Annotated in this window: 9 protein-coding genes, 2 rRNA genes and 1 other annotated feature (1 of these 12 cut by a window edge); all 11 genes read left to right on the top strand. The window is 53.7% G+C overall.

The features are described 5' to 3' along the window. A 23S ribosomal RNA gene (locus DFG60_RS12980) occupies positions 1–1,333 on the top strand; the annotation flags it as partial. A 47-nt stretch (positions 1,334–1,380) separates the two neighbouring features. After that, positions 1,381–1,496: ribosomal RNA gene (rrf, locus tag DFG60_RS12975) — 5S ribosomal RNA — on the top strand. Between the two features lie 141 nt (positions 1,497–1,637). Continuing rightward, positions 1,638–2,093 carry a CtsR family transcriptional regulator gene (locus DFG60_RS12970; RefSeq protein WP_114572199.1) on the top strand — a complete coding sequence of 152 codons (456 nt, stop codon included), beginning with the start codon at positions 1,638–1,640 and terminating at the stop codon, positions 2,091–2,093. A 16-nt stretch (positions 2,094–2,109) separates the two neighbouring features. Continuing rightward, positions 2,110–2,538, top strand: coding sequence for a UvrB/UvrC motif-containing protein (locus DFG60_RS12965; RefSeq protein WP_114572198.1), 429 nt, complete (start codon positions 2,110–2,112; stop codon positions 2,536–2,538). Next, entirely contained in the window at positions 2,531–3,604 is a 1,074-nt protein-coding gene (locus DFG60_RS12960; protein WP_114572197.1) for a protein arginine kinase, read from the top strand. Before DFG60_RS12965 ends, DFG60_RS12960 begins: the two co-directional genes overlap by 8 nt. Further along, complete coding sequence (locus tag DFG60_RS12955) at positions 3,604–6,045, top strand: ATP-dependent Clp protease ATP-binding subunit (protein ID WP_114572196.1); 2,442 nt, start codon at positions 3,604–3,606, stop codon at positions 6,043–6,045. The genes DFG60_RS12960 and DFG60_RS12955 overlap by 1 nt, the downstream gene beginning before the upstream one ends. Before the next feature lie 69 nt (positions 6,046–6,114). Beyond that, entirely contained in the window at positions 6,115–7,491 is a 1,377-nt protein-coding gene (radA, locus tag DFG60_RS12950; RefSeq protein WP_114572195.1) for a DNA repair protein RadA, read from the top strand. A gap of 120 nt (positions 7,492–7,611) precedes the next feature. Further along, on the top strand, positions 7,612–8,730 hold the full coding sequence (locus DFG60_RS12945; protein ID WP_198661602.1) for a PIN/TRAM domain-containing protein: 1,119 nt from the start codon (positions 7,612–7,614) through the stop codon (positions 8,728–8,730). 58 nt (positions 8,731–8,788) lie between these two features. Then, positions 8,789–9,472, top strand: a complete 684-nt coding sequence (ispD, locus tag DFG60_RS12940; RefSeq protein ID WP_114572193.1) for a 2-C-methyl-D-erythritol 4-phosphate cytidylyltransferase — start codon at positions 8,789–8,791, stop codon at positions 9,470–9,472. After that, positions 9,469–9,951, top strand: a complete 483-nt coding sequence (ispF, locus tag DFG60_RS12935; protein ID WP_157964549.1) for a 2-C-methyl-D-erythritol 2,4-cyclodiphosphate synthase — start codon at positions 9,469–9,471, stop codon at positions 9,949–9,951. The genes ispD and ispF overlap by 4 nt, the downstream gene beginning before the upstream one ends. Before the next feature lie 49 nt (positions 9,952–10,000). Beyond that, positions 10,001–11,458, top strand: coding sequence for a glutamate--tRNA ligase (gene gltX / locus DFG60_RS12930; RefSeq protein WP_114572192.1), 1,458 nt, complete (start codon positions 10,001–10,003; stop codon positions 11,456–11,458). After that, positions 11,458–11,528, top strand: a binding site (T-box leader) (it continues 148 nt past the right edge of the window). Its footprint overlaps the gene before it by 1 nt.

Below are 11,528 nucleotides of genomic sequence, written 5' to 3'. Positions count from 1 at the left end.
GGGACGAAGGTCACGATTTCACACTGCCAAGAAAAGCCTCTAGCGAGGTGGAAGGCGCCAGTACCGTAAACCGACACAGGTAGGCGAGATGAGAATTCTAAGACGCGCGGGATAACTCTCGTTAAGGAACTCGGCAAAATGGTCCCGTAACTTCGGGAGAAGGGACGCTCCGCCTCAGGCGGAGCCGCAGTGAATAGGCCCAAACGACTGTTTAGCAAAAACACAGGTCTCTGCTAAATCGCAAGATGACGTATAGGGGCTGACGCCTGCCCGGTGCTGGAAGGTTAAGGGGATGGGTCAGCGCAAGCGAAGCTCTGAACCGAAGCCCCAGTAAACGGCGGCCGTAACTATAACGGTCCTAAGGTAGCGAAATTCCTTGTCGGGTAAGTTCCGACCCGCACGAAAGGCGTAACGATTTGGGCACTGTCTCAACGAGAGACCCGGTGAAATCATAGTACCTGTGAAGATGCAGGTTACCCGCGACAGGACGGAAAGACCCCATGGAGCTTTACTACAGCCTGATATTGGGGCTTTGTGCATGATGTACAGGATAGGCGGGAGACGTCGAGCCCGGAGCGCCAGCTTCGGAGGAGTCACCCTTGGGATACCGCCCTTCATGCATAGAGTCTCTAACTCGCAGCCGTGATCCGGCTGGAGGACCGTGTCAGGCGGGTAGTTTGACTGGGGCGGTCGCCTCCTAAACAGTAACGGAGGCGCCCAAAGGTTCCCTCAGAATGGTTGGAAATCATTCGAAGAGCGCAAAGGCAGAAGGGAGCTTGACTGCGAGACCTACAAGTCGAGCAGGGACGAAAGTCGGGCTTAGTGATCCGGTGGTTCCGCATGGAAGGGCCATCGCTCAACGGATAAAAGCTACCCTGGGGATAACAGGCTGATCTCCCCCAAGAGTCCACATCGACGGGGAGGTTTGGCACCTCGATGTCGGCTCATCGCATCCTGGGGCTGGAGTAGGTCCCAAGGGTTGGGCTGTTCGCCCATTAAAGCGGTACGCGAGCTGGGTTCAGAACGTCGTGAGACAGTTCGGTCCCTATCCGTCGTGGGCGCAGGAAATTTGAGGAGAGCTGTCCTTAGTACGAGAGGACCGGGATGGACGCACCGCTGGTGTACCAGTTGTTCCGCCAGGAGCATCGCTGGGTAGCTACGTGCGGACGGGATAAGTGCTGAAAGCATCTAAGCATGAAGCCCCCTCCGAGATGAGATTTCCCTTTGAGCAATCAAGAAAGACCCCTCAGAGACGATGAGGTAGATAGGTCACGGGTGGAAGCATGGCGACATGCGGAGCTGAGTGATACTAATCGGTCGAGGCTTTGATCTAATCGATGTTTGTTGATGGCTTCAGTTTTGAGGGCGCGAGCCCGATCGTCTGGTGGCGATGGCCAGGTGGCCACACCCGTTCCCATGCCGAACACGGAAGTTAAGCACCTGAGCGCCGAAAGTAGTTGGGGGTTTCCCCCTGTGAGGATAGGACGCTGCCAGGCAAGAAAAAGAAGGCCGATTCGCAATAAAGCGAGTCGGTCTTTTTTTGTGTTTCAGAAAAATTCGCTTTGCTTGCTTTTCGAAAGCGAGATGATTACTATTAAAACAAACAATAGTCAAAGAAGGTCAGAGAGGTGGTGCCGATGCAGAATATTACGGATATCATCGAGGCATATCTGAAGCATATTTTGAATGAGACCGAATCAATCGAGATCAAAAGGCAGGAAGTCGCCCGTCAATTCGATTGTGTCCCTTCGCAGATCAACTATGTCATCAATACCCGATTCACTGTAGAAAAAGGATATTTCGTAGAGAGCAAGCGCGGTGGCGGTGGATATATTCGGATTCAAAAAATCATCATCCCGGACACCCACGATCTATTGAACGAGATGAATACGTTGATGGGTAATCGTGTATCGGAGCAGATGGCTGAAGACTTGCTGGTGCGTCTCTATAATGAGCAAATTTTGACGCAACGCGAAGCACTCTTGATTCAGACGATGATGAAAAAGGAGAGCTTACCAATGGCGCTGGATGACCAACATCTCTTACGGGCTCATATGCTAAAGAGTTTATTCCAGACATTGAAGCGTCTTTAGTGATGGAGGGATCAACATGCGTTGTCAGCGTTGTGGTAAGCGGGAGGCAGTCGTACGTGTCAAACTTCCAGAGGATATGGGGCAAACTGAACAGGCACTTTGCGAAGTGTGTGTCAGAGAAATCGCCCAGCAACATAAAGAGCGCCGCTGTCCGAATTGCGGAATGACGAGAAGGCAACTTCTTCATCTCCGTAAGGTAGGCTGTGCGAACTGCTATTCTTTCTTTAGTGAAGAAATTGAAAGCATGATTCGTCAGTTTCAGCATGGACATTCAAAGCATTATGGCACAAGACCGGAAGAAGAGTCTCCAGAACGTCGGCTGACTCAGGAGCTCAGTCGCTTAAAAGAACAACTGAACCGGGCTGTCTTGTCGGAGGAATATGAGGAAGCAGATAAACTGAAACGGCAGATTTTAGCGGTCGAGGAGGACTTACGCCATGTTTGAGAAACTGCTCGAAAGTCCGCTCAGTAAGAAAATGGATGAACGTGCACCATTTGACGACATCGTCGTATCGACACGTATCCGCCTCGCACGTAACTGCCGGAACTATCCTTTCTCGACGATGATGACGGAGCAGCAAGCAGAACAACTGATCAAGGAAACACAACACCAGCTCGAAGGGATGAAAGGTTTTTCGTTCGGGCGTGTCGACGGAGAAGATGCTTTGACAAGAACTGCTTTAGTAGAAAAACATCTTATCAGCCCTGCCTTAGCTTCTCACCCAAGGACGGCACTCTTCATCAGTGATGACGAGACGATCAGTGTGATGGTGAATGAGGAGGATCATTTTCGGATTCAGACCCTCCTGCCGGGTTTGCAGGCGGAGGAAGCTTTTAAGATTGGCAAGCAAGTGGATCAGTTGATCAGTGAACGTTTTCCGCTTGCGTTCGATGACAGGCTCGGCTACCTGACCACCTGCCCGAGCAACGTCGGAACCGGCCTGCGGGCATCCGTTATGTTGCATCTGCCCGGTCTCGTCCTGACGAACCAAATTCATGGATACATCAAGCGGCTCAGACAACTCGGATTCGCTATACGCGGGCGATACGGGGAGGGGAGCGATGCTGCCGGGCGGATGTTCCAGCTCTCGAATCAACGCACGCTCGGAGCAAGTGAAGAGATGCTGATCACGGACTATCTGTTTGCAGCCGATTCGCTTATCGAAGCAGAACAGGAAGCACGGAAAGGATTATTGGCGACCTATCAAGAAGAACTAGAGGACAGACTGTACCGTTCCTATGGAATCCTCACCTCTGCCCGATTGATAACGGCACGTGAGGCGACGGAACGACTTTCCGATATCCGGCTTGCCGACAGTCTGGGACTTGATGTCAAAGTTTCGCCAGTGTTGTTTCATCAACTGCTTGTTTCCATCCAAACAGGTTTTTTACAAAAGCAATTCGGGAAACAATTAACATCTAGAGAACGGGATATCGAGCGTGCAAGGTTGATTCGGACGACGCTCGCCGAACAGAAGAACAGGGATAACACACAAGGAGGTTTTGCGTAATGATGTTTGGAAGATTCACGGAACGTGCCCAGCGTGTACTCGCACTCGCACAAGAAGAGGCCGTTCGTCTCGGACACCATAATATCGGCACAGAACACATTTTACTTGGTCTTGTAAGAGAAGGAGACGGAATCGCTGCAAAGGCACTCGTCGCTCTTGGACTTAGTTCAGATAAGATTCAAATGGAAGTCGAAGCACTGATCGGTCGCGGTCAAGACGGGGCGACGACGATCCACTATACGCCGCGTGCGAAGAAGGTAATCGAGCTTTCGATGGATGAAGCACGGAAACTTGGACACTCTTATGTGGGAACAGAGCATCTCCTTCTCGGTTTGATTCGTGAGGGCGAAGGCGTAGCAGCACGTGTCCTGAACAATCTCGGCATCAGTTTGTCGAAGGCACGACAGCAAGTTCTTCAGCTTCTCGGAAACAGTGAGACGACAGCGAATGCTTCTCAAGCAGGTTCGGGCGTCGCGACACCTACGCTGGATGGCTTGGCTCGCGACCTGACACAGCAAGCACGCGAAACGCGCCTCGATCCGGTCATCGGACGGGCGAAGGAAATTCAACGAGTCATCGAGGTGCTCAGCCGCCGGACGAAGAACAACCCGGTGTTGATCGGAGAGCCGGGTGTCGGTAAGACGGCCGTCGTCGAAGGGCTCGCGCAGCAAATCATCAATAACGAAGTGCCTGAGACGTTGCGTAATAAGCGCGTCATGGTGCTTGATATGGGGACACTTGTTGCGGGAACCAAGTACCGCGGTGAGTTCGAAGATCGCTTGAAGAAGGTCATGGATGAGATACGGCAAGCAGGGAACATCATCCTCTTCATCGACGAGCTGCATACGTTGATCGGAGCAGGCGGAGCAGAAGGCGCGATCGATGCCTCGAACATCTTGAAACCGTCGCTTGCCCGCGGTGAGCTTCAATGTATCGGTGCGACGACGCTTGACGAGTATCGTAAGTATATTGAGAAGGATGCTGCGCTCGAGCGTCGCTTCCAGCCGATCCAGGTCGCAGAACCGACAACGGACGAAGCGCGTCAGATTCTATTCGGCCTCCGTGACCGCTATGAAGCCCACCACCGCGTCACGATCACCGATGAGGCGATCCAGGAGGCAGTAACACTCTCCGACCGTTATATCTCGGATCGTTTCCTCCCGGACAAAGCGATCGATTTGATCGACGAGGCAGCTTCGAAAGTCCGACTGCGTTCGTATACAGCTCCGCCGAACTTGAAGGAAGTCGAAGCACGTCTCGAATCGGTACGCAAGGATAAGGACGAAGCAGTCCAAAGCCAAGAATTCGAAAAAGCGGCAAGCCTTCGCGATACGGAACAGAAGCTCCGCGATGAACTTGAACGCCTGAAGGAAGAATGGCAGAACAAGCAAGGAAATGAGAAGCTCGAAGTGACGAAGGACGACATCGCACAGGTCGTAGCGAACTGGACGGGTGTCCCGGTCACGAAGATCGCGGAAGAAGAAACAGAACGTCTGCTCAAACTCGAAGAGATCCTTCATAACCGGGTGATCGGACAGAACGAGGCAGTCAAATCGATTTCACGGGCAATCCGCCGGGCACGTGCAGGTCTTAAGGATCCTAAACGGCCAATCGGTTCGTTCATCTTCCTCGGGCCGACCGGGGTTGGTAAGACGGAGCTCGCACGGGCTGTTGCGGAAGCGATGTTCGGAGATGAGGATGCGATCATCCGGATCGACATGTCGGAATACATGGAGAAGCATGCGACGAGCAGACTCGTCGGTTCGCCTCCGGGATATGTCGGTTATGAAGAGGGCGGCCAGTTGACTGAGAAGGTACGCAGAAAACCGTATTCCGTCATCCTGCTCGACGAGATCGAGAAGGCGCACCCTGAAGTGTTCAACATCCTGCTTCAAGTGCTTGACGATGGTCGCCTGACGGACTCGAAAGGCCGTACGGTCGATTTCCGCAATACGATCATCATCATGACGTCGAACGTCGGGGCAAGTGCTCTTAAGCGAAACAAATATGTCGGCTTTGCGGTTTCGGATGATACGGACCGCGAGTACAAGGACATGAAAGGGAAGGTCATGGAGGAACTGAAGAAGGCGTTCCGTCCAGAATTCCTGAACCGGATCGATGAGACGATCGTCTTCCATGCGCTCGAGAAGCAGCACATCGAGGAAATCGTCAAATTGATGGCGAAGACGCTCGAGAAACGCCTCGCCGAACAAGAGATCCATTTCGAATTGACGCCGAGTGCGCTCTCGAAGATCGCGGATGTCGGATATGACCCGGAATACGGGGCGCGTCCTCTCCGCCGTGCACTCCAGCGGGAAGCGGAGGATCGTTTGTCAGAGTCGTTGCTCTCCGGTGACATCAAAAAAGGTGAACGTGTCGCACTTGATGTCGAAGGTGACGAGTTCATCGTTCGACGAAACCAACCGACAACTACAGAGTAATCGTTCGAACCGTCCGGCTTTCTAGTTTCGAAAGCCGGATTTTTTCACGAACGGGAAGGATGACAGCAAGTGGCTAAAATCAAAACGAAATATGTCTGCCAGAGTTGCGGGGCGGAGGCACCTAAGTGGATGGGGCGCTGTCCGGGCTGTGGTGAGTGGAACACGATGGTGGAGGAGTTCGTCGAGGAGAAGAAGGCGAGACGCGGAGCGGCGTTCGTCCATACGACGACGAAACAGCTGAAACCGGAGCGCCTCGCGAACATCGTCTCGCAGGAGGAAAGTCGCGTCTTTACGGGAAGCGGAGAGTTCGACCGCGTTCTTGGCGGCGGGATCGTTCCGGGATCGCTCGTCCTCGTCGGCGGGGATCCTGGTATCGGTAAATCGACGATTCTTCTCCAGACGAGCGCTCAGCTCGCACACCGGGGGGAGAAAGTGCTTTATATCTCAGGCGAAGAATCCCTGAAACAGACGAAATTGCGGGCGGAACGCCTCGGACTGCCGACCGAGGAACTCTATGTCCTGAGCGAGACGGATATGAACCTGATCGAACGTGTCGTCGATGAGGAAAACCCCGGATTTCTGATCATCGACTCGATTCAGACGGTCTTCATCGACGAGATCCAGTCAGCACCCGGCAGCGTCGCCCAAGTAAGGGAGTGTACGGCGCTTCTCATGAAAATGGCGAAAAGCCGCGGTATCGCAGTCTTTATCGTCGGGCACGTCACGAAACAGGGATCGATCGCCGGTCCCCGTCTCCTGGAGCACATGGTCGATGCCGTGCTTTATTTCGAAGGGGAGCGGCACCATACGTTCCGTATCCTGCGGGCAGTGAAGAACCGCTTCGGCTCGACCAATGAGATCGGGATTTTCGAGATGCGGGAATCCGGGCTCGAGGAAGTACTGAACCCTTCCGAGATATTTCTTGAAGAGCGGACATCGGGCGTTTCCGGCTCGACCGTCGTCGCTTCGATGGAAGGGACACGGACCGTCCTCGTCGAACTGCAGGCCCTCATCTCCCCGACCTCGTTCGGAAATCCGCGCCGGATGGCGACGGGAATCGATCAGAACCGGGTGGCGCTGCTGATGGCCGTCCTTGAGAAGCGATCCGGACTGTTGCTTCAGACGCAGGACGCGTACTTGAAGGCTGCGGGCGGCGTAAAGCTCGATGAGCCGGCAATCGATCTCGCGATCTGCGTTTCGATCGCCTCGAGCTTCCGGGACAAACCGACACGTCCGACCGACGTATTGATCGGTGAGGTCGGATTGACGGGGGAAGTTCGCCGTGTATCAAGAATCGAGCAGCGCGTCGCTGAAGCGGCGAAACTAGGGTTTACGCGTGCCATCATCCCGAAGAACAATCTCGGCGGATGGACGCCGCCTAGCGGCATCACGGTCATCGGTGTCGAGACGGTGGACGAGGCGCTTCGAGAAGCGATTCCTTTTTAACTGAGATGAAGCTTTAACTGAGATGAAGCGTTAGGACGGTAAGAACGCGGGGGTTGTAACGGAATAGTAACCGTTATCCCCGCCTTTAGCCGTAGGTAAAGCTGAAAAATTCATGTTACAATGAACTCGAAATTAAAAAAGGAGGTGGGAAAGTTGAAAACGATCGTGCGCGTATTTTTCGCGTTGCTAGGACTTGCGCTAGGAATTTTGTTGCTTCCACAGCTCTTTAGCCTGATCGAAAAAAGCGGAATGCAATTGCCGGAATGGATATCTTCTGTCTACGTGACAGGAGCGATTGGTGCACTCATATTTTTTATAATCGGACTGTTCGTCGCTGATTCGGTCATTCGACTTCTCCGTTATTTAGAAGAAAAACTTGTTAAAGCGCCAGTTGCGGATTTGTTCTTCGGAACGTTCGGTCTGTTGCTCGGACTCGTGATGGCGTTTCTCGTCAGCATGCTGATCGAGCTCGTCGGGATTCCTTTGCTCAGCAATGTATTGACGATTTTCGCGACAGCCTTGTTCGGATATCTTGGTTTTACGGTAGGGTACCGAAAACGGCATGAACTGACGAAAATCTTCCTTCGCAACTCGAACAATCATGAGAAGAAGGGGAATGAAACCGAGGCGAGGGTTCCGAAGCGGACGAATGACAAAGTGCTTGATACGAGCGTCATCATCGACGGGCGGATCACGGACATCGCTCGGACCGGTTTCCTTGAAGGAAAGCTCATCGTGCCACAGTTCGTCATCGGAGAGCTGCAATACATCGCGGATTCATCCGATACGTTGAAGCGCAATCGCGGACGACGCGGCCTCGACGTCCTAAAGGATCTCCAGTCGATCCCGGGTGTCGAGGTAGAGATCTATGACGGAGACTTCGAGGATCTCGAGGTCGACATCAAGCTGATCAAGCTCGCAGAACAAATCAAAGGAATCGTCGTGACGAACGATTACAACCTGAACAAAGTATGCGAAGTACGGAACGTTCCAGTACTTAACATCAATGACCTTGCGAATGCAATCAAGCAGGTCGTCATACCGGGTGAGGAGATGACGGTTCTCGTGATCAAGGAAGGCAAGGAACAAAAGCAGGGCATCGCTTATCTCGAGGACGGGACGATGGTCGTCGTCGAGGAAGGGAAGCATCTGATCTCGAAGACGGTGCCGGTCGTCGTCACGAGCGTCCTGCAGACGTCTGCAGGGCGAATGATCTTTGCACGGCCACAAGGGAAATGAAAAACGGAACTGCCAAGTCGACTTGGCAGTTTTTCCATGTGAAAAGGGGAAATCAGAAATGAAGCAGACATATCGTGTCGTCATCCCTGCCGCCGGAGCAGGTAAACGGATGGGAGCAGGACATAACAAACTGATGCTTAGGCTTCAAGGGCGGACCATCATCGAGTGGACGCTCGACGTGTTTGACGCGGACCCTGCATGTACGGAAATCGTACTTGCGATCAACCCGGAGGAGGCAGACTGGTTCGTTGCCCGTGTCGCGGAGTACGAAACGACGATCCATCTCGTCGCAGGCGGAAGCGAGCGCCAGGAGAGTGTACGCAAAGGGCTAGAGGCACTGAAGGGGCAGGGGATCGTCCTGATCCATGACGGGGCACGGCCGTTCGTCGACCGTCATTCGATCGAGGCCGTCGTCGCGAAAGCGCATGAGACGGGCGCCGCCATCCTTGCCGTACCGGTGAAGGACACGGTCAAGCGGGTGCAGGGAGATACCATCCTCGATACGGTTCCGCGGGAAGAACTGATGGCGGCACAGACGCCGCAAGCGTTCGATTTGACATTGATCCGTGACGTCCATGAACGTGCCATGAATTTTTTAGGTACGGATGATGCCAGTTTGGTAGAATGGGACGGAGGAAAGGTGGCCGTCGTCACGGGCCGCTACGAAAACATAAAAGTCACGACACCGGACGACCTGGTGTTCGGTGAGGCGATTTTAAGGAAACGGGAGGAACAGCTATGATTCGGATTGGACAAGGGTTTGATGTACATGCGTTCGCAGAGGACCGGAAATTGATTCTTGGAGGAATCGAGATTCCACATACGAAAGGGCTGCTCGGGCACTCGGATGCAGATGTCCTGTTGCATACGATCGCAGACGCGGCACTTGGCGCGATCGCTGAAGGGGATATCGGCAAACACTTCCCGGACACGGATGCGGCGTTCAAGGACGCGGATTCGGCAAAGTTGCTTCAGCACGTCTATGCGCTCGTCAAGGAGAAGGGCTACGTGCTCGGGAATCTCGATGCGACAGTCATCGCTCAAGCGCCGAAACTCCGTCCTTACATCGATACGATGCGGGAGCGGATCGCGGAGTTGCTCGAGTCGGACGTCTCGCTGATTAACGTCAAGGCGACGACTACGGAGTGGCTCGGCTTCACGGGGCGGGGAGAAGGAATCGCCGCCCAAGCCGTGATCCTGCTGAAACGAATCGAAGAATAAGGTATACTAGATAGGCAAATTTTGAACTGACTGAAAGGTGTGCATACAAATGAACGAAGTACGCGTTCGCTACGCGCCGAGTCCGACGGGTCATCTCCATATCGGAAACGCGCGGACGGCATTATTCAACTATCTCTTCGCCCGCCACGCCGGCGGGAAAATGATCCTCCGTATCGAGGACACGGACCAGAAACGTAACATCGAAGGCGGCGTCGAAAGCCAGATGAAGTATCTGGAATGGCTCGGGATCGAATGGGACGAAGGTCCTGGACGTGGCGGCGACTACGGTCCTTACTTCCAAATGGAGCGGCTCGACCTCTACCGCAAGTACGTCGACCAGCTGCTTGAGAAGGGGATCGCTTACAAGTGCTACATGTCTGAGGAAGAGCTCGAAGCAGAACGCGAAGCGCAGATCGCGCGCGGTGAGGCTCCACGTTATTCAGGTGCGCACCGAGACCTCTCAGAAGAGCAGGAAGCCGCATACGTCGCAGAAGGACGGCAGCCGTCGATCCGGATTCGTGTGCCGGAAGGCGTGACGTACAAGTGGAACGACATCGTTAAAGAAGACGTCTCGTTCGAGTCGAAGGACTTCGGAGACTGGGTCATCGTCAAGAAGGACGGCATCCCGACCTACAACTTCGCAGTCGTCGTCGATGATCATCTGATGGCGATCAGCCACGTCCTCCGCGGAGATGATCATATCTCGAACACGCCGAAACAGATGATGGTCTATGACGCGTTCGGTTGGGAATATCCGACGTTCGGCCACATGACGCTCATCGTCAACGAACAGCACAAGAAGCTGTCAAAACGTGACCAGTCGATCATCCAGTACATCGAGCAATATAAAGACCTCGGTTACTTGCCTGAGGCGCTCCTGAACTTCATCACACTCCTCGGCTGGTCTCCGGTCGGCGAGCAGGAGATCTTCACGAAGGAAGAGTTCATCGAAATCTTCGACGCGAACCGCCTCTCGAAGAGCCCTGCCGTCTTCGACCAGAACAAGCTCGCCTGGATCAACGGACAATACATGAAACATCAATCATTCGAGGAAGTATTCGAAGCGAGCCTTCCGTTCCTCGTTGCAGCAGGTCGCTTGTCATCAGAACCATCAGCAGAAGAGCTGGAATGGGCGAAGGACCTCGTCGGACTCTATCGGGAACAGATGACGCACGGTGCAGAAATCGTCGAGTTGTCTGAGATGTTCTTCGAGGATGAAGTGGTGTATGATGAAGAAGCCAACACAGTGCTCGCAGGTGAGACGGTACCGACCGTGATCGCTGAGTTTGCGGAGCAGCTGCGTGCGCTCGAAGAATGGACACCGGAAGCAGTGAAGGGTGCGATCAAAGCGACCCAGAAGGCGACCGGACAAAAAGGAAAGAACCTTTTCATGCCGATTCGTGTCGCGACGACAGGACAGACGCATGGACCGGAACTTCCGAACACGATTCAACTGCTCGGAAAAGAGCGTGTGCTTGCACGCCTCGTGAAATTAATAGAAGAATAACAAAAGCGTAGACGAGGAAAGTAGATCGATTCAGCTGCCATAAAGAGAGGAGCCCACCTGGTGAGAGGGC

The sequence above is a fragment of the Exiguobacterium flavidum genome (assembly GCF_003344535.1).
Taxonomy (GTDB): Bacteria; Bacillota; Bacilli; order Exiguobacteriales; family Exiguobacteriaceae; genus Exiguobacterium_A; species Exiguobacterium_A flavidum.
Note: the sequence above shows the minus strand (reverse complement) of the source record. Positions and strands in the feature narration are given on the sequence as shown.

Excerpts from the sequence above, each read along its gene's own strand:
- gltX (WP_114572192.1), top strand. The coding sequence starts at position 10,001 with ATGAACGAAGTACGCGTTCGCTACGCGCCGAGTCCGACGGGTCATCTC.
- ispD (WP_114572193.1), top strand. The coding sequence starts at position 8,789 with ATGAAGCAGACATATCGTGTCGTCATCCCTGCCGCCGGAGCAGGTAAA.
- ispF (WP_157964549.1), top strand. The coding sequence starts at position 9,469 with ATGATTCGGATTGGACAAGGGTTTGATGTACATGCGTTCGCAGAGGAC.
- DFG60_RS12970 (WP_114572199.1), top strand. The coding sequence starts at position 1,638 with ATGCAGAATATTACGGATATCATCGAGGCATATCTGAAGCATATTTTG.
- DFG60_RS12955 (WP_114572196.1), top strand. The coding sequence starts at position 3,604 with ATGATGTTTGGAAGATTCACGGAACGTGCCCAGCGTGTACTCGCACTC.
- DFG60_RS12965 (WP_114572198.1), top strand. The coding sequence starts at position 2,110 with ATGCGTTGTCAGCGTTGTGGTAAGCGGGAGGCAGTCGTACGTGTCAAA.
- DFG60_RS12945 (WP_198661602.1), top strand. The coding sequence starts at position 7,612 with ATGAACTCGAAATTAAAAAAGGAGGTGGGAAAGTTGAAAACGATCGTG.
- DFG60_RS12960 (WP_114572197.1), top strand. The coding sequence starts at position 2,531 with ATGTTTGAGAAACTGCTCGAAAGTCCGCTCAGTAAGAAAATGGATGAA.